The sequence below is a fragment of the Microbacterium atlanticum genome (genome assembly GCF_015277815.1).
Taxonomy (GTDB): domain Bacteria; phylum Actinomycetota; class Actinomycetes; order Actinomycetales; family Microbacteriaceae; genus Microbacterium; species Microbacterium atlanticum.
In genome coordinates this window covers 1,142,460-1,160,204 of the sequence record NZ_CP063813.1, presented here as the reverse complement: position 1 = coordinate 1,160,204, position 17,745 = coordinate 1,142,460, and the positions used below count along the sequence as shown (strand labels likewise).

Genomic DNA, 17,745 nt, shown 5'->3' with positions numbered 1-17,745 from the left:
CGGCGCGACGGCGACCCCGACCTGATCGGCCGCCGCCGCGCCGTCGTCGTCTGGACCAACGAGAAAGGGAGCTTCGTGCCCGGCATCCATCCCGACATCACCACCGCCTTCGGGCAGACCCCGCTGGTGCGCCTCAACGCCCTGACGGAGGGCCTGGGGGCGGAGGTGCTCGCGAAGCTCGAGTTCTACAATCCGGGGTCCTCGGTGAAGGACCGCCTGGGCTACGCCCTCGTCGAGGCCGCGGAGGCGGCCGGCGAGCTGCCCCCCGGCGGCACCATCGTCGAGTCCACCAGCGGCAACACCGGCATCGCGCTGGCGCTCATCGGGGCCGCGCGGGGCTATCGGGTGATCCTCACGATGCCGGCGTCGATGTCGAAGGAGCGGCGCACCCTGCTCAAGGCGTACGGCGCCGAGCTGGTGCTGACGGACCCGTACAAGGGCATGACCGAGGCTGTCGAGGCCGCGAAGCGGATCGTGGCCGAGACGCCCGGGGCGGTGCTCGCCCGGCAGTTCGAGCACGAGGCGAACGCGGCCGTGCACCGCAGGACGACTGCCGAGGAGATCTGGCAGGACACCCATGGCCGCGTGGACTGGTTCGTCGCCGGATCCGGCACCGGCGGCACGATCACCGGTGTCGGGCAGGTTCTGAAGGAGCGCCACCCCGGCGTGAGGGTCGCGCTCGTCGAGCCCAAGGACTCCCCCGTTCTCACCGAGGGGCGGGCGGGCGGCCACCGCATCCAGGGCATCGGCCCGAACTTCGTGCCCGACGTGCTGGACCGCTCGGTGGTGGATGAGATCTTCGACGTCGAGTTCGACGACGCCATTCGCGTCGCACGCGAGCTCGCCACGCGCGAGGGCATCCTCGCCGGCATGTCGGCCGGCGCCGCCGTCTGGGCGGCGCTGCAGATCGCCGCGCGCCCCGAGGCCGAAGGGAAGCGCATCGTCGTGATCGTCCCGGACTCGGGCGAGCGCTACCTGTCCACGGCGCTGTACGAGCACCTGCGCGAAGCGGAGGCGGAGAAGAAATGACCGACGAACGCATCGGATTCCTGGCGCGCGTGCGTGAGGACGTCACCGCCGCGAAGCTGCGAGACCCGGCCGCGCGCAGCGGCCTCGAGATCGCCCTGCTGTATCCGGGCCTCCATGCCATCTGGGGCCACCGCCTCTGGCATGCGCTGTGGGTGCGCGGCGCACGATTCCCCGCGCGCGCCGGCTCGCAGATCACCCGCTGGCTCACCGGCATCGAGATCCACCCCGGAGCCGTGATCGGCCGCCGCTTCTTCATCGACCACGGCATGGGCGTGGTCATCGGCGAGACCGCCGAGGTGGGCGACGACGTCATGCTGTACCACGGCGTCACGCTGGGCGGTCGTCAGCGCGAGGGCGGCAAGCGTCACCCGACGCTGGGTGACGGCGTCGCCGTCGGGGCCGGCGCGAAGATCCTCGGGCCGGTCGTCATCGGCGAGGGGTCGGTCGTCGGGGCGAACGCCGTCGTCACGAAGGACGCGCCGGCAGACAGCGTCCTGGTCGGCGTGCCGGCCAAGCCCCGTGCCCGTCGCGTCGGCGAGGAGACCCGCGCCCTGCTGACGACCCCCGAGTACCAGATTTGACGCGGCTCGAATCAATGCGAGCGCCAGCGAGCGTTGATGCGAGCCGGGTCAAGGTTGAGTAGGCGAGGCACGAGCCGTATCGAAACCTTCGCAAGCCCGGATCAATGCGAGCGCCTCGGGATCAGCCGCGGCGGTCCTGAACCTTCCTCCGGATGAACAGCGGCGGCAGCAGCCACGACGCCAGGGCGGTCACGAGCCACACGACGAGCGTTCCGATGATCCACGCGACCGGTCCGTCGATCCCGATCCCGGCAGCGGGGACGAGCACGGCGATGAGCAGGGCGACGAAGGTCGACAGCAGCCCGATGCCGCCGATGAGGGCGTTGGCGTGGCGCCGCGTGATCTTCAGCAGCCAGGGCGCGAGGACGCTCTGCAGCACGGCGAAGATGACCACGGCGAGGAGGATGCCCCACCAGTCGTCCCAGTGCAGTGTGAAGCCCTCGAGGATGAGGTCGGCGGCGAGGAGTCCCAGCGCCGCCGAGACGAGGAAGATCAGCGCGCGGAGGAGGAGCGTGAGCACGGTCGAAGCCTAGCGGCGCGGCATCCGTGCGCTCCGGCACCGCCCGGCCGCGCCGAGACCGGGGATTCGGGTCGAGACCGAGGGCGTCGTCCCCGGTCCGAGCCGGGATCCCCGGTTTCGCCGGCGTCAGTCGCCGCCGAGGGCGGCGAGGCGCGCCTCCTCGTCGGCCTGGATCGCCGACTCGACGATCGGGTCGAGCGCCCCGTCCATCACCTGATCGAGGTTGTACGCCTTGTAGCCGGTGCGGTGGTCGGCGATGCGGTTCTCGGGGAAGTTGTACGTGCGGATGCGCTCGGAGCGGTCCATGCCGCGGATCTGGGACCTGCGGGCATCGGATGCCGCGGCCTCCCGCTCCTCCTGCTGCCGGGCGAGCAGGCGCGCGCGGAGCACCCGCATGCCGGCTTCCCGGTTCTGCAGCTGCGACTTCTCGTTCTGCATCGACACGACGATGCCGGTGGGCACATGGGTGATGCGCACCGCGGAGTCGGTCGTGTTCACCGACTGCCCGCCCGGCCCGGACGACCGGAAGACGTCGATCTTGAGGTCGCTCTGCTCGATGTGGATCTCTTCGGGCTCGTCGACCTCGGGGAACACCAGGACGCCCGTGGTCGACGTGTGGATGCGCCCCTGTGACTCGGTGGCCGGCACGCGCTGCACGCGGTGCACGCCGCCCTCGTACTTCAGGTGCGCCCACACGCCCTGCGCCGGGTCCGAGGACGAGCCCTTGATCGCGACCTGCACGTCCTTGTAGCCGCCGAGGTCCGACTCGGTGCGTTCGAGGAGCTCGGTCTTCCAGCCCTTCGAGGCGGCGTACTGCAGGTACATGCGCAGGAGGTCGGCCGCGAACAGCGCCGACTCCGCGCCGCCCTCGCCCTGCTTGATCTCCATGATGACGTCGCGCCCGTCGTCGGGGTCCCGCGGGATCAGCAGGCGTCGCAGGCGCTCCTGTGCCTCGGCGAGGTTCGCCTCGAGCGCAGGAACCTCCTCGGCGAAAGCCTCGTCCTCGCGAGCGAGCTCGCGGGCGGCATCCAGATCGTCCGATGCCGCCACCCAGTCCTCGTGCGCCTTCACGATGCGCGAGAGCTCGGCGTACCGCCGGTTCACGCGCTTGGCTCGGGCGGCATCGGCGTGCACCGCGGGGTCGGAGAGCTCCTCCTGCACCGCGCGGTGCTCGTCGATCAGCCCTTTGACCGACTCGAACACGGGTCAGCGGATGCTGTTGTCGTGGTCGTGGCTGCGTCCACCGCCGTGCCCGCCGGCGGGCGCCGGGATCGACTTCTGCATCTGCACGAGGAACTCGACGTTCGACTGCGTCTCCTTGAGCTTGCCGAGCACGACCTCAAGGGCCTGCTGGGGCTCGAGGCCCGCGAGCGCGCGGCGGAGCTTCCACGTGATCTTCACCTCGTCGGGCGACAGCAGCATCTCCTCGCGACGCGTCGACGACGCATTCACATCGACCGCCGGGAAGATGCGCTTGTCTGCCAGCTGGCGGTTCAGGCGCAGCTCGCTGTTGCCGGTGCCCTTGAACTCCTCGAAGATGACGTCGTCCATCTTGGAGCCGGTCTCGACGAGGGCCGTCGCGAGGATCGTGAGCGAGCCGCCGTTCTCGATGTTGCGCGCCGCGCCGAAGAAGCGCTTCGGCGGGTACAGCGCCGAGGCGTCCACGCCGCCGGTCAGCACACGGCCGGAGGTCGGCGCCGAGATGTTGTAGGCGCGCCCGAGGCGCGTGATCGAGTCCAGCAGCACGACGACGTCGCGGCCGAGCTCCACCAGGCGCTTGGCGCGCTCGATGGCCAGCTCGGCGACCGTGGTGTGGTCCTCGGCGGGGCGGTCGAACGTCGAGGCAATGACCTCGCCCTTGACGGTGCGCTGCATGTCGGTGACCTCTTCGGGGCGCTCGTCGACGAGCACGACCATGAGGTGCACCTCGGGGTTGTTGATCGCGATGGCGTTGGCGATCTGCTGCAGGACGATCGTCTTGCCCGCCTTGGGAGGCGCGACGATCAGGCCGCGCTGGCCCTTCCCGATCGGGGCGACGAGGTCGATGATGCGCTGAGTCAGCTTCTCGGGCGCCGTCTCGAGGCGCAGGCGCTCCTGCGGGTAGAGGGGCGTCAGCTTGCCGAACTCGACGCGCGTGGCGGCGTCGTCGACCGAGAGGCCGTTGATCGCGTCGACCTTGACCAGCGCGTTGTACTTCTGACGGCTGGACTGCTCGCCCTCGCGGGGCTGCTTGATCGCGCCGACGACGGCGTCGCCCTTGCGCAGGTTGTACTTCTTCACCTGCCCCAGCGACACGTAGACGTCGCTGGTGCCGGGCAGGTAGCCGGAGGTGCGGACGAACGCGTAATTGTCGAGGACGTCGAGGATGCCCGCGATGGGGATGAGGACGTCGTCCTCGCCGATCTCGGTCTCGAACTCGTCGCCGGTCGCCTGGCCGCCGCGGCGCTTGTTGCGCTGGCGCCCGCGGCCGTTGCCCTGGCCGGACTGGTCGTCGTCGGAGGTCTCCGCCTTCGCCGGCTCGGCCGCGGGCTTGGCGTTCTGGTTCTGTCCGCCGCCCTGACCCCCCTGGCCCTCCGCGCCCTGACCGCCCTGGTCCTTCGCCCCGCTGCGGTTGCGGCTGCGGCTGCGGCTGCGGCCGCGGCCGCGCGACGGCGTCTCGGCGCTCTCCGCGTCCGCCGCCTGGTCGGCGGTGTCTGCGGTCGCGGCTTCCGGGGTGGCCGCGTCGGCGGATGCCTCGGCGGGAGCGGATGGCTCGGCGGCAGCGGCGGCGTCGGGAGCGGCCGCGTCGGAGGCCCCCTCTCCGCCGGCGGTCGCAGCGTCGGCGGGCGCGGCGTCGGCGGGCGCGGCGGCGGGCGCCTCCGCGGGCTCGGCCGGCGGCGCGTCGGTGCTCTTGGCGCGGCGCGGTGCCCGCTTGCGGGGCGCCTTCGCGGGGGCTGCCGGCGCCTCCTCCGCGGGAACCTCGGCAGGGGTTTCGGCGGCAGCCTCGGCGACGGCCTCCGCGGCGACGACGTCGGCGGCTTCGGCCTCGACGACGGCCTCCTCGGCGACGGCGTCGGCGACCAGCGCTTCGGCGACGGCCTCCTCGGCGACGGCCTCAGCTGCCTCGGCGGCGATCGGGTCGCCGGACTCGGCGACGGCGGCGGCCTCTTCGACGGCGGCTTCCGCGACGACTTCGGCCACGACGGCCTCCTCTACGGCGGCCACGGCGGCAGCGTCGGCCTCGACGGCCTCCGCGACCGCCTCCTCGGCGACGACCTCGGCGGCGGTGGCCTGCGCAGCTTCGGCGGCTTCAGCCTGGACGGCGTCGGCGTTCTCGATGGCCTCGGGCGCTTCCGCGCGCTCGTCGGCCGGAACGTCGGCGTGGATCTCGGAGATGGACTCCACGAGTTCTCCCTTGTGAAAACGAACGGTGATGCACGATCGCACGGCACATGGATGGCATCCGCCTGTTCCGAGCAGTTGTCACGCCTGCTCGAACACCCGCCGACGGGGTGAGGGACCGCGAGGTGCTCAGCGGACGTCGGCAGGTCAGAATGCCGTGCGGTGGTTTCGCAGATTTGCGACGGAGGCCAGATTCACGATTTACGTGGAACCCTCCGCGTACTCCCTCACTGTACCACCCTTGAAGTCGACGGCGAGCATGAGGACATCCCACGGAGTGTCGGTGGTGGCCGACGCCAGCGCGGCCGCCTCGAGGCGGCGGCCGGGTCCGTCGGCGAGCACCAGGACGCTGGGGCCGGCCCCCGACACGACGGCGGCGAACCCCGCGGAGCGCAGCGCGCGCACGAGGGTGTCGGTCTCGGGCATCGCGCCGGCGCGGTAGTTCTGGTGCAGCTTGTCTTCGGTCGCGGCCTGCAGCAGCTCGGGGCTCTGGGTCAGGGCGGCGATCAGCAGGGCCGATCGCGAGACGTTGAACACGGCATCCTCGCGGGGCACCTGGGTGGGCTGGAGGCTGCGGGCGAGCGAGGTCGACATCGTGAACTCCGGCACGAAGACCAGCGGCGACACGCCGCGATGCACCAGGAGCTTCTTGTGCTGCGGGCCGTCCTCGTCGACCCACGCGATGGTGAGGCCGCCGAAGAGAGCCGGGGCGACGTTGTCGGGGTGACCCTCCAGCTCGGTGGCTAGCCGCAGGAGCGCGTCGGGACCGAGTTCGACGTCACCCTCCAGCAGCCCCTTCGCGGCGAGGAGGCCCGACACGACGGCGGCACCCGACGAGCCGAGGCCCCGCCCATGCGGGATCACGTTCCTCGCGTGAAGGCGCAGTCCCGGCATCCGTCGCCCCACCGCCTCGTAGGCGTACGCGATCGCGCGCACCACGAGGTGCGAGGCGTCACGCGGCACGTCGGCCGCGCCCGCGCCCTCGACCTCGATCTCGAGCTCGCCCTCGCCGAGCGCGGTGACGTCGAGCTCGTCGTACACGCTCAGCGCGAGGCCGAGGGTGTCGAACCCGGGTCCCAGATTGGCGCTCGTGGCGGGGACCCGCACCAGGACGCGTCGTCCGGGAGCGGGCACGACGGCTGCGTTCACGCGGTCGCCGCCGCGGGCGCGAGGTCGAGCACGGATGCCACCTCCGACGTGGCGGCGTCCACGACCGTGGGTTCGACGTCCGAGCCGTCGGCGTTGCGCAGCGCCCAGTGGGGGTCCTTCAGGCCGTGCCCGGTGACGGTGAGCACCACTCTCGCGCCCTGGGGCACGACGCCGGCCTCGACGCGGTCGAGGAGCCCCGCGACGCTGATCGCCGAGGCCGGCTCGACGAAGATCCCGACCTCGCCGGAGAGGAGCTTCTGCGCCGCGAGGATACGGTCGTCGTCGATGGCGCCGAAGTAGCCATCGGTCGCCGCGCGGGCCTCCAGGGCGAGTTCCCACGACGCCGGGTTGCCGATGCGGATGGCGCTCGCGACGGTCTCGGGGTTCTTCACGACCTCGCCGCGCACGAGCGGCGCGGAGCCGGCGGCCTGGAAGCCGAACATGCGCGGCACGCGCGTCGAGACGCCGGCCTGGGCCTCCTCGGTGTAGCCGCGGGTGTAGGCGGTGTAGTTGCCGGCGTTGCCCACGGGGATGAAGTGGAAGTCGGGGGCGTCGCCGAGCTGCTCGACGATCTCGTACGCGGCGGTCTTCTGGCCATCGATCCGGTCGGGGTTGACGGAGTTGACCAGGTGCACCGGGTAGTTGTCGGCGAGCTCGCGGGCGATCTCGAGACAGTCGTCGAAGTTGCCGCGGATCTGGATCAGGCGTCCGTTGTGCGCCACCGCCTGGCTGAGCTTGCCCATCGCGATCTTGCCCTCGGGCACGAGCACGGCCGCCGTGATGCCGGCGTGGGCGGCGTAGGCGGCCGCGGACGCGGAGGTGTTGCCCGTCGAGGCGCAGATGACCGCCTTCGCGCCGTGCTGGATCGCCCGCGAGACCGCGACGGTCATGCCGCGGTCCTTGAACGAGCCCGTCGGATTCATCCCCTCGAACTTCACCCACACGTCCGTGCCGGTACGGCGCGAGAGCGCGGGGGCGGGGAGGAGGGGCGTGCCGCCCTCGCCGAGGGTGACGACGGTGGAGGCATCCGTGACGCCCAGACGGTCTGCGTACTCGCGGAGCACTCCGCGCCAAACATGTGCCATGTCAGTTCTCCTTCAGAAGCTTCAGTTGCCTTCGACCCGCAGCACCGAGACGACGCGCTCGACGACGCCGCTCGCGCCGAGACGCGCCACGGTGTCGCTGAGGTCCTGCTCGAGGGCCTTGTGGGTGCCGATCACCAGGCGCGCGACCCCGGCTTCGCCGTCGCGCTCCTCCTCGACGGTCTGCTCGACGGTCGCGATCGAGACACGGCCGTCGCTCAGGATGCCGGCCACGGTCGCGAGCACTCCGGGCTGGTCGTCGACCTCGAGGGTGATCTGGTAGCGCGTGGTCACGCGGCCGACCGGGACGATGGGGAGGTTGGCCAGCGTCGACTCGCCGACGCCGACACCCCCGGCGATGTGGCGGCGCGCTGCCGAGACGACGTCGCCCAGCACGGCGGACGCGGTCTGTACGCCGCCGGCGCCGGCGCCGTAGAACATGAGGTTGCCCGCGGCCTCGGCTTGCACGAACACGGCGTTGTTGGCGCCGTGCACGCTCGCGAGGGGGTGAGTGCGGTCGATGAGCGCCGGGTAGACGCGGACCGAGATCGATTCGCCGGAGTCGTCGCTCAGCCGCTCGCACACCGCGAGCAGCTTGATGACGTAGCCGGCGTGGCGCGCCGAGTCCATCATCGACTTGTCGATCGCGGTGATGCCCTCCCGGTGGACCGCGTCCAGCGGCACCGTGGTGTGGAAGGCGAGGCTGGCGAGGATGGCCGCCTTCTGCGCGGCGTCGTAGCCCTCGACATCGGCGGTGGGGTCGGCTTCGGCGTAGCCCAGACGCTGCGCGTCGGCCAGCACGTCGGCGAACTCGGCGCCCTCGGTGTCCATCCGGTCGAGGATGTAGTTCGTGGTGCCGTTGACGATGCCCATGATGCGCTGCACGCGGTCGCCGGCGAGCGAGTCCCGCAGCGGCCGGATGATGGGGATGGCTCCGGCGGCGGCCGCCTCGTAGTACACCTCCGCGCCGACCTGGTCGGCGGCGTCGAAGATCTCGGGCCCGTGCGTGGCCAGCAGCGCCTTGTTGGCAGTGACCACGTCGGCGCCCGAGTTGATCGCGTGCAGGAGGTACTCGCGCGCCGGCTCGATGCCGCCCATGAGCTCGATGACGATGTCGGAGCCGACGATGAGCGCGTCGGCGTCGGTGGTGAAGAGCTCGCGCGGGAGGTCGGCGTCGCGCTTGGCGTCGACGTCGCGCACCGCGATGCCGACCAGCTCCAGGCGGGCGCCCGCCCGGTCTGCCAGCTCGTCGGCGTGACGTCGCAGCAGCGACGCCACCTGCGAGCCGACGGACCCGGCTCCCAGCAGTGCGACGCGGAGTCGTCGGTAGTCGGTCATTCCGTCCCTTCCGTCGGTGCACCCGCGGAGGGGCGCCCAGAGTCGCGCACGGCGGCGAGGGTGCCGGCGTCGCGGGCGAGCAGGTCGTCGAGGGTCTCGCCGCGCACGATGACGCGCGCCTCTCCCCCGCGCAGCGCCACGACGGGCGGGCGGGGGACGTAGTTGTAGTTGCTCGCGAGCGAGAAGCAGTACGCGCCGGTCGCCGGGACCGCCAGCAGGTCGCCGGGCGAGACGTCGGACGGCAGGTACTCGGCGTCGACCACGACGTCGCCCGACTCGCAGTGCTTGCCGACCACGCGCACCAGCGCGGGCTCGGCATCGCTCGTGCGCGACGCGATGCGCGCGGAGTAGTGGGCGCCGTACAGCGCCGGACGCGGGTTGTCGCTCATCCCGCCGTCGACGCTGACGTACAGCCGCGCGTCGCCGCCCTCGAGCGCGACCGGCTTCGTCGTTCCCACCTCGTACAGCGTGACCCCCGCGCGGCCGACGACGGCGCGACCCGGCTCGAAGGCGAGATTCGGGATGGGGATGCCGCGCACCTCGCACTGCCGGGCGACGGCGTCGGCGATGCCGACGGCGAGGGCCTCGATCGGCGTCGGGTCGTCGACGGAGGTGTAGGCGATGCCGAAGCCGCCACCCAGGTTGAGGACGGGCAGCTCACCGCCCTCGCGCAGCTCGGCGTGAAGCTCGACGATGCGGGCGGCGGACTCCTCAAACCCGGCGGTGCCGAAGATCTGCGAGCCGATGTGGCAGTGCAGTCCCACGAAGTCCAGGCCGGGAAGCTCCCGGATGCGCGCGACGGCGGCCGGGGCATCCAGGAGCGTGAAGCCGAACTTCTGATCCTCGTGGGCCGTCGCGAGGAAGTCGTGCGTCTCGGCGTGCACGCCGCTGTTGACCCGGAGCAGCACCGGCTGGGCGGCACCGCGACGCTCGACGATCGCGGCGAGTCGCTCGATCTCGATCAGGCTGTCGATCACGATCGACCCGATGCCGACCTCGACCGCCCGCTCGAGCTCGGCGACGGACTTGTTGTTGCCGTGGAAGCCCAGCCTCGCCGGATCCGCGCCGGCTGCGAGCGCGACCGCGAGCTCACCGCCGGTGCACACGTCGACCGCGAGACCCTCCTCGGTCACCCACCGCACCACCTCGGTGCTGAGGAACGCCTTGCCGGCGTAGTAGACGCGCGCCTGCACGCCATGGAGCGCCGCCGCGGCGCGGAAGGCATCGAGCGTGCGCCTGGCGGCCCCACGCACCTCGTCCTCGTCGAGCACGTACAGGGGCGTCCCGAACCGCTCGCGCAGCGTGGTGGCGGGGACGCCTCCGACCGTCAGCACGCCTGCGCCGTCGCGTGACGCCGTCGCCGGCCACACCGCGGGCGCGAGGCTGTTCGCATCGGCGGGAGGCCGGAGCCACGCGGGAGCGACGGAGCGGGTATGCGGGTCGGCGGACACGGTGGACCAATCGGTGGGGGCTTCGACGCTGTGGCCGCCCGGACGACCGATGCGGCGCGAGTGCCGGGCCGGTAGGGTCACGGCGCCTGGCAGTGCTAGCAGTCTAGGGCACGGGGGTCGGGCTCCCCGTCCCCTGTGACGCCCGGCGTCTCACGCGCACGTGCCGCTCTCCTGCAGCGCGGGGTCGTTGGCGATGCCGCCGTCGATGTCGAAGCCCGCCACGAGCGTCTCCCCCGCCACGGCGACCGAGGTGAGCGTCACGCCTGCCGGCAGGTACTCCGCGACGCAGACATCCCAGTCCCGCAGCACGCCGTCGGCGATCCGGCCGAAGCGGTCCTGCAGCTCGTCGGCCGACACCTCGGCCCCGCCCAGCTGCAGGGAGGCCGGGCTCAGCACGAGGTCGCCCCCGGAGGCTGATGGGGTGAGCGCCGCGCCCACCGCGACGGTCGCGCCGAAGATCGTCAGATCGGTGGTCGCGGTGATGTTCGGGGCCGCGAGGCCCAGGCTGTCGGCCGGGAAGCCCTCGACACCCGACAGCAGCGCACGCAGCTGCTCCTCGTCGAGGACCAGCGTGCCTTCCGCGCCCGCGATGTCGTCACTGCCGCGCACGGGAACGCCCCGTGCGACGACCGACATGTCGCCCTCGACGCTGCCGAGGACGACGTCCTCGGACGAGACGGTGAGCTCGGTGAGCGTGCCGCCGATGAGCTGCGGCAGCACCGGCTCGACCAGCCCCACGTCGATCGGCTGCGCGTCGGGCAGGGCGAGCTGCGTGCGCACCTGATCCCGGACGACGCCGATCACGACCTGCCGGGCGATCGCCTCAGCGGCGAACCACGCGGCGACCGCGAGCAGCGCCACGATGGCGAACCCGACGAACCACGGCCACGCACCCCGTCGGCGCCGCTGGGGAGGCGTGGATGCCGCGCACTGGGGAAGGGGCTCGGTCGGTCGCGTGTCCGCTCCGGCCATCGCTACATCCGCTCGGGCGCGCCGACGCCCAGGAGATCCAGCCCGTTGCGCAGCACCTGCCCGGTCGCGTCGTTGAGCCACAGTCGCGTGCGATGCACCGGCTCGACCGGCTCGTCGCCGAGCGGGATCACCCGGCAGCTGTCGTACCAGCGGTGATACAGGCCGGCCAGCTCCTCGAGGTAGCGGGCCACGCGGTGAGGCTCCCGAACCTCGGCGGCGAACGCCACGATCCGCGGGAACTCCTGCAGCGCGCCGAGCAGGGCCGACTCCGTCTCGTGCGTCAGGAGCTCGGGGGCGAACTGTGAGCGGTCGACGCCGGAGCCGTGCGCGTTGCGCGTGACGTTGTGCGTGCGGGCATGGGCGTACTGCACGTAGAAGACGGGGTTGTCGTTGGTGCGCCTGCGGAGGATCTCGGGATCCAGGGTCAGCGGCGAGTCCGCCGGGTACCGCGCGAGCGAGTAGCGCAGCGCGTCGGTGCCGAGCCATTCGCGCAGGTCGTCGAGCTCGATGATGTTGCCGGCGCGCTTGGACAGGCGAGCGCCGTTGACCGACACGAGCTGGCCGATGAGCACCTCGATGTCCTTCTCGGGATCGTCTCCGGCGGCCCCGGCGAGCGCCTTCAGCCGATGGACGTAGCCATGGTGGTCGGCACCGAGCAGATAGATCTTGTGCGCGAAGCCGCGGTCGCCCTTGTTGAGGTAGTACGCCGCGTCGGAGGCGAAGTAGGTGTACTCGCCGTTGGAGCGACGGATGACCCGGTCCTTGTCGTCGCCGAAGTCGGTCGTGCGCACCCACACCGCGCCGTCCTCGTCGAACACGTGACCCTGCTCACGCAGCCGGTCGATCGCCTCTTCGACCAGGCTCGGCTCGCCGTGGCTGCCCTTGGCATGCAGGCGACGCTCACTGAAGAAGACATCGAAGTGCACGTTGAACTTCTCAAGCGACACCTGCAGGTCGCCGAGCTGGAACTCGTACGCCCGGTCGCGCGCGCGGGCCAGCTGCTCGTCGGCCGGCAGCGACAGGAGGTCCGGCTCGGCCGCAAGCACGCGCCGGGCGAGGTCGTCGATGTACGAGCCGGGGTAGCCGTCCTCGGGCGTCGGCTCCCCCTTCGCGGCGGCGAGGACGGAACGGCCGAACCGCTCCATCTGCGCACCGGCGTCGTTCACGTAGAACTCGCGGACGAGCGTCGCGCCGCTGGCCAGCAGCAGGCGCGCCATCGCGTCGCCGAGCGCTGCCCAGCGGGTGTGCCCGATGTGCATCGGCCCGGTGGGGTTGGCGCTGACGAACTCGAGGTTGATGGTGTTGCCGCGCTGGGACTGGTTCGTCCCGAACGCCGCACCCGCCTCGACGATCGTCTTCGCGAGGGCGCCGGCGGCGGCGGCGTCCAGCCGGATGTTGATGAATCCCGGGCCCGCCACCTCGACCTCGGCGACCCCGTCGACCTCGCTGAGGCCGCGGGCGATGTCGGCGGCGAACTCCCGGGGGTTCGCGCCGACGGCCTTCGCGAGCTTCAGTGCGGCGTTGGACGCCCAGTCGCCGTGGTCGCGGTTCTTGGGACGCTCCAGCGGCAGGTCGGCGGCGGTGAGTCCCTCGGCCGCACCCGGGCGTCGGGCCTCCGCGAGCGGGGTCACGACGGCGAGCAGGGCGGCGGAGAGGGCTTCAGGATTCATAGCCGCCCCATTCTAGTTCGGCGTGCGGCCGGGTCCTGCGCCCCCGGTCAGGAGATCTGGACGAGTGCGGCGAAGTCGTCGGCCGCCGGGTCCGACGCCTCGGGGAGCGCGTCGGAGAGCATGTCCAGCCTGCCGAGCGTCGCGTCCTCGGGCACGACCCACGCGTCGACCCGCAGGCGCTCCAGGCCCACGTAGCCGCCGTGGTAGCTGAGGAACGCGCAGTCGGCGGCGTCGCGCCCGGTGGCGATGCGCACGAGTGACCGGCGATTGGCCAGGCGGGTGGCGTCTATGACGTACCAGGACCCGTCGAGGTAGGCCTCCGCGACCGCATGGAAGTCCATCGGGCGCAGACCCGGCGCGTAGCAGGCGGCGTAGCGGGCCGGCATGTCCATGGCGCGCAGGAGGGCGATGACGACGTGCGCGTAGTCCCGGCAGACCCCCTGGCCGGTCATGAGCGTCGTCACCGCGCTGTCGGTGCCGTGGCTGAGCCCGGGGGTGTAGGTGGTGCTCGACGCGACGAAGTCCGAGACCGCGGCGATCAGGTCGTGGCCGGACAGCCCCTTGAACTGGCGGCGCGCCTGCTGGAAGACCTCGTCGGACTGCGCATAGCGGCTGGGACGGAGGTACGTGATGGCCTCCAGGTCGCTCGTCCGGTTCGATGCGGCCAGGCCCTCGACGGCCGCCTCGTAGCGGATCTGCAGACGCCCCGGCTCGCCGGTCAGGCGATGAAGGCGGCTCCCGGACTGGTCGACGATCTCGGTCGGCGTGTAGACCCGATCGCCCTGCGTGAACGTCAGCTGCTCGTTCGAGACCGGCACCGCCTGGGCGGCTGCGATCTGGAAGATGAGGTCGACGGATGCCCCCAATTCGAGGTCCATCTCAGCGGTGACGACGCGTTGCACCGAAGTATCCTCGCACGCCGGGGAGCCGCTTCGGCGCGCCGGTCCACAGGCGCCCTCTCGGGCCCGGATCGCTGTGCATCGCCTCAGGATCGGCCTGTCTTCGTCCGCGCCGGGACGGGCGCGTCAAAGGTGCCCCTGCAGATGACTTACCCTCTTCTCATGCACGCGCCCGGCCGGTTCCGCGCACGGCGGCTGTGGCTCTCCCTCGTGGGCGCCGCGCTCGCCGTCGCCGCGCTGTGCGCTGTCGCCGTGCTGCGCCCCTGGGGTGCCCCGGAGCCGGTCGCGCCCGCCGCCGTGGCGGAGGGCGATGGCGCGGCCGCGGCATCCGTCCCCCTCGCTCCGCTGGCGCTCGGCGACGATGCGCGCGTGCTCGTCTTCGGCGACTCATGGGTCTACGGCTCCGCGGCCACGACGCCGACGCTCGGGTTCGCGTACCGGCTCGCCGACGAGCTGAGCGTCCAGACCATCGTCGACGGCGTGCGCGGCAGCGGCTACCTCAAGCCCGGCATCGACGGGCCGTCGTACGGCGAGCGCATCGCGTCGCTCGACCCAGGGCTGGAACCCGACGTCATCATCGTCGAAGGCTCCATCAACGACCGCCGGCTCTACCCCGAGGGCTACCGCGAAGCCGTGACCGCCGCCTGGGACGCGCTGGACGCCCGCTATCCGGATGCCGACATCGTCATCCTCGGGCCGGCTCCGCAGGTGCTGCCGGTGGAGGAGGCGACCCGGAGCATCGACGCCGACCTCGGCGAGCTCGCCGCCGCGCGCGGGTGGTGGTACGTCTCGCCCATCGCCGAGGACTGGATCACCGAGACCAACTATCTGGACGTCATCGACACCGGACCGATCGGCCGTGACCACCCCTCCACCGACGGGCACGGGTACCTGGCCCAGCGGGTGGCCGAGGCGATCCGGCGGATGGCGGATCAGCCGGCGGTCGTGGCCGACGCGCCCCACCAGGACACCGTCCCGGCCCCCTGACCGGCGGGAGCGGGCCCCGCGGGATGGTAACCTCGATCGGCACGCCTCCGTAGCTCAGGGGATAGAGCGTTGGTTTCCGGTACCAAAGGTCGCAGGTTCGATTCCTGTCGGGGGCACGCACGGTGAGGGACCGGTCCACACGGACCGGTCCTTTCGTGTTCTTCGGCCGGCACACCGTTGGCCACCTGCGCGGGGTGTCAAGGGGTGTCCAAGCCACCCCGACCGGAGGAGCATGAGCGGTGGAGCTGACCGACGTCCACCACAGGCGACCCCCACGGCGCTGCGTTCGCCGGCAGTCTCCGGGCGGAGGCAGTCGATGGGAAAGCTGATCTACGAAGGGGCTGTGAAGGTCGACTTCGATGACCGTACGCTCGCGCACCTTCAGCTGGTGATCGGCACCAAGCTGCGGCGAGGAGAGCCCTTCCACTTCACATGGCGCGACGACGCCAGCATCGGCGACGGACGCACGACGATCTGGGTCCACCCTCGATGCGCGCTGGTGTACAAGTTCTACGGCAGCCGGAAACCGCAGCTCAACCCCGCGTGGATCGACGCGCTCGCCCACACCGCGAACTCGCCGTCCGGTCTCTACCTCGTCCCCGAGCCCGCCATGCCGATCGCCGTGGAGCCGCAGGAGCACGATGTGATCGCCTGACCGCGCACCGCGCGGGCGACGGCCCCTCGCGCCGAACCGCGAACAGGGACGGCCGAGACGGCCAAGGGACGACAGGAGCGGGATGAAGCGGATCGACATCTACTACGACGGCGAGCACTACAGCGTGGGCGGCCGCCGGTTGGACGATCTCCTGCGCGAGGTGGAGGCGGGCCTGGCGAAGGGCTTCTTCTGGCTCGAGGTCAACGACGGCGAGGGCACGATGCGGCCCGCCCATCTGCTCATCACCCCTGGCGTGCCGCTCGCCGTCATCCCGATTCCGGGCGACGATGCCGCTCCGCCACCCGCGGTCGCGGGGTCGGGGCAGAACCCGCGCACCGGCGGCTGACGAACGGTGCTCCGCCCGCACGAGGCCGCCTGCGGGCGCGTCGCCGGGGCCCCGGCTTCGCGCGAGCCCCGGCGCTCCGCCCTCGGCGCAGAAAACGATGATCCCCTCGGTGCCGAAGCGCCGGGGGGATCGTCAGTGCGATTTCTGGTTTCCGTGTCCGGTTCCCTTTCGGGTACCTCGTTCCTGTTGTCTGTTCGTACTCTCGAATCTCCTCCTGTCCGACCGCGCCGTCAAGGGGGCGGGCAGAAGTCGCCTCGACGTCAACGTGAGGGTGAAGGACAGGGGGCGGGAGATGGGAGCGGATGCCGCAGCATCCGCTCCTTCGATCACTCGTGTCCGACGACCTTCAGTCCCACGACGCAGCCGACCAGGCCGAGGATGAGCAGCATCTTGACGATCGAGAAGGCCTCGTCGCCGCTGATCATGGCGTACGCGACGGTGAGCGAGGCGCCGATCCCGACCCAGACCGCATAGGCGGTGCCGGTGGAGATGTCGCGCATCGCCCACGCGAGGCCGCCCATGCTCGCCACCAGGGCGACGCCGAAGACCACGCTCGGCCAGAGCTTGGTGAAGCCCTCGGTCTTGCCCAGCGCGGTGGCCCACACGGCCTCGAGGATGCCCGAGAGGATGAGGATGACCCACGACATGACTGCGCCTCCTGGCCAGTCTTGTCGCTCACCGGGTACTGATCCGTCGTCCGGGGGTCCGGTCGGGGACCCGCATCCGACTGTAGCCGACCGGCCTGATCACCCCCTGTGCAGCCGGCGCCTCACACGAGGAACAGCCAGTCGAGCATGCCGGGGTTGTGGGCGTGGACCAGCACGAGGAAGACGACGGCGTCGAACAGCAGATGCACCGTCACGACGTAGGCCAGCGAGCGGGTCTTCATGAAGATGAAACCCTGCAGCAGCGCGAACGGGATGGTCAGGAGGGGCCCCCATGCCTGATAGCCCAGCTCCCAGAGGAACGAGACGAACACGATGGACTGCAGGATGTTCGCCTGCCAGAACGGGAAGTGGCGCCGCAGCAGCGCGAAGCAGGTGCAGATGAAGAAGAGCTCGTCCCAGATGCCCACCGCGCCCACGCCGACGAAGAGGCGCGCGATCAGATCGGGCGTGTCGACGACGGGCCAGTTGAGGTAGACCCCCGAGGTGATGAAGTAGAACGGCAGGATCAGCCAGCCCAGGAGCAGCACCGCGACCAGCCACGTCCACTGGAAGGCGGTCCACCGCCCGCCGCCGCGCCAGGGGAACCGGATCGCGCGGTCGCGGTACACCCACCGCGAGATCGCGTAGGGCACCGCCACCGCTCCCCCCAGCGCCAGGGCGAACCGGAGGATGGCCAGGTTGTCCAGCTCGGCCTTCAGCGGGATGACGCTCACGATGAGGAGGCCCACCGCGATGAGCGACAGGTCGCGCGTCAGCGAGGGGCGGCGGACGGCCTCCCCCGCCGGCCCCGCCGTCGCGCTCCCCCGCGCCGGCACGCGCTGCGCCGCGGGAACGCGCTCCATCGCCACCGCCACCGCCATGCCGATGGCCAGCAGCACCCAGCCGACCCACGGGATCCGCAGCACGAAGAACGCCGGGGCGGCGAGGCAGACGAGAAGGGCCGGGAGCAGGTGCCAGGACCACGTGGGGACGACCGGCACGGGGGCGGCGTCTGGGTGTGCGGGCATGTCAGGCTCC

17 protein-coding genes, 1 tRNA gene and 1 riboswitch are annotated in these 17,745 nt (G+C 71.5%); of the genes, 6 read left to right on the top strand and 12 right to left on the bottom strand.

What is annotated here, in order from left to right; all coding sequences use genetic code 11:
• Positions 1-75: 75 nt before the first annotated feature.
• Together cysK and epsC are read left to right on the top strand one after the other, a co-directional pair.
• Positions 76-1,029 carry a cysteine synthase A gene (cysK, locus tag IR212_RS05090; RefSeq protein ID WP_194397887.1) on the top strand — a complete coding sequence of 318 codons (954 nt, stop codon included), beginning with the start codon at positions 76-78 and terminating at the stop codon, positions 1,027-1,029.
• The gene (gene epsC / locus IR212_RS05085; RefSeq protein ID WP_194397886.1) at positions 1,026-1,610 is read left to right on the top strand and encodes a serine O-acetyltransferase EpsC; all 585 of its coding nucleotides are present in this window, start codon (positions 1,026-1,028) and stop codon (positions 1,608-1,610) included. Before cysK ends, epsC begins: the two co-directional genes overlap by 4 nt.
• Before the next feature lie 121 nt (positions 1,611-1,731).
• Here the strand turns inward: epsC and IR212_RS05080 are convergent, their stop codons facing one another.
• The 10 genes from IR212_RS05080 to IR212_RS05035 all read right to left on the bottom strand — a co-directional run bounded on the left by IR212_RS05080 (position 1,732) and on the right by IR212_RS05035 (position 14,075).
• Positions 1,732-2,130, bottom strand: a complete 399-nt coding sequence (locus tag IR212_RS05080) for a phage holin family protein (RefSeq protein WP_194397885.1) — start codon at positions 2,128-2,130, stop codon at positions 1,732-1,734.
• A 126-nt stretch (positions 2,131-2,256) separates the two neighbouring features.
• Positions 2,257-3,333 carry a peptide chain release factor 1 gene (gene prfA, locus IR212_RS05075; protein ID WP_194397884.1) on the bottom strand — a complete coding sequence of 359 codons (1,077 nt, stop codon included), beginning with the start codon at positions 3,331-3,333 and terminating at the stop codon, positions 2,257-2,259.
• Between the two features lie 3 nt (positions 3,334-3,336).
• Positions 3,337-5,514 carry a transcription termination factor Rho gene (gene rho / locus IR212_RS05070; RefSeq protein ID WP_228479490.1) on the bottom strand — a complete coding sequence of 726 codons (2,178 nt, stop codon included), beginning with the start codon at positions 5,512-5,514 and terminating at the stop codon, positions 3,337-3,339.
• A gap of 198 nt (positions 5,515-5,712) precedes the next feature.
• Complete coding sequence (thrB, locus tag IR212_RS05065; protein WP_194397883.1) at positions 5,713-6,660, bottom strand: homoserine kinase; 948 nt, start codon at positions 6,658-6,660, stop codon at positions 5,713-5,715.
• Positions 6,657-7,745 (bottom strand): threonine synthase, encoded by a 1,089-nt coding sequence (thrC, locus tag IR212_RS05060; RefSeq protein ID WP_194397882.1) that lies wholly within the window; start codon positions 7,743-7,745, stop codon positions 6,657-6,659. The genes thrB and thrC overlap by 4 nt, the downstream gene beginning before the upstream one ends.
• A 21-nt stretch (positions 7,746-7,766) precedes the next feature.
• Entirely contained in the window at positions 7,767-9,080 is a 1,314-nt protein-coding gene (locus IR212_RS05055) for a homoserine dehydrogenase (RefSeq protein ID WP_194397881.1), read from the bottom strand.
• Entirely contained in the window at positions 9,077-10,531 is a 1,455-nt protein-coding gene (gene lysA, locus IR212_RS05050; protein ID WP_194398535.1) for a diaminopimelate decarboxylase, read from the bottom strand. The genes IR212_RS05055 and lysA overlap by 4 nt, the downstream gene beginning before the upstream one ends.
• Positions 10,532-10,681: 150 nt before the next feature.
• Positions 10,682-11,503, bottom strand: coding sequence for an LmeA family phospholipid-binding protein (locus IR212_RS05045; RefSeq protein WP_194397880.1), 822 nt, complete (start codon positions 11,501-11,503; stop codon positions 10,682-10,684).
• Between the two features lie 2 nt (positions 11,504-11,505).
• Positions 11,506-13,173 carry an arginine--tRNA ligase gene (locus IR212_RS05040; RefSeq protein WP_194397879.1) on the bottom strand — a complete coding sequence of 556 codons (1,668 nt, stop codon included), beginning with the start codon at positions 13,171-13,173 and terminating at the stop codon, positions 11,506-11,508.
• Positions 13,174-13,220: 47 nt separating this feature from the next.
• On the bottom strand, positions 13,221-14,075 hold the full coding sequence (locus IR212_RS05035) for a transglutaminase-like domain-containing protein (protein ID WP_228479489.1): 855 nt from the start codon (positions 14,073-14,075) through the stop codon (positions 13,221-13,223).
• A gap of 159 nt (positions 14,076-14,234) precedes the next feature.
• Here IR212_RS05035 and IR212_RS05030 point away from each other — a divergent pair, with 159 nt between their 5' ends.
• The 4 genes from IR212_RS05030 (at position 14,235) to IR212_RS05015 (ending at position 16,060) form a co-directional block, all read left to right on the top strand.
• Entirely contained in the window at positions 14,235-15,059 is an 825-nt protein-coding gene (locus IR212_RS05030) for an SGNH/GDSL hydrolase family protein (protein WP_228479488.1), read from the top strand.
• A gap of 43 nt (positions 15,060-15,102) precedes the next feature.
• Positions 15,103-15,175: transfer RNA gene (locus IR212_RS05025), tRNA-Arg, on the top strand.
• Between the two features lie 200 nt (positions 15,176-15,375).
• Positions 15,376-15,714, top strand: a complete 339-nt coding sequence (locus IR212_RS05020) for a DUF7882 family protein (protein ID WP_194397877.1) — start codon at positions 15,376-15,378, stop codon at positions 15,712-15,714.
• Between the two features lie 82 nt (positions 15,715-15,796).
• Positions 15,797-16,060: a hypothetical protein gene (locus IR212_RS05015; protein WP_194397876.1), complete on the top strand. Its 264-nt coding sequence runs from the start codon at positions 15,797-15,799 to the stop codon at positions 16,058-16,060.
• Between the two features lie 326 nt (positions 16,061-16,386).
• On the opposite strand, the gene IR212_RS05010 is transcribed toward IR212_RS05015, so the two are convergent.
• Positions 16,387-16,707 (bottom strand): DMT family transporter, encoded by a 321-nt coding sequence (locus tag IR212_RS05010; protein WP_194397875.1) that lies wholly within the window; start codon positions 16,705-16,707, stop codon positions 16,387-16,389.
• Between the two features lie 10 nt (positions 16,708-16,717).
• A riboswitch (guanidine-III (ykkC-III) riboswitch) is annotated at positions 16,718-16,782 on the bottom strand.
• A 47-nt stretch (positions 16,783-16,829) separates the two neighbouring features.
• Positions 16,830-17,735, bottom strand: a complete 906-nt coding sequence (locus tag IR212_RS05005) for a CPBP family intramembrane glutamic endopeptidase (protein WP_194397874.1) — start codon at positions 17,733-17,735, stop codon at positions 16,830-16,832.
• Positions 17,736-17,745 lie beyond the last annotated feature (10 nt).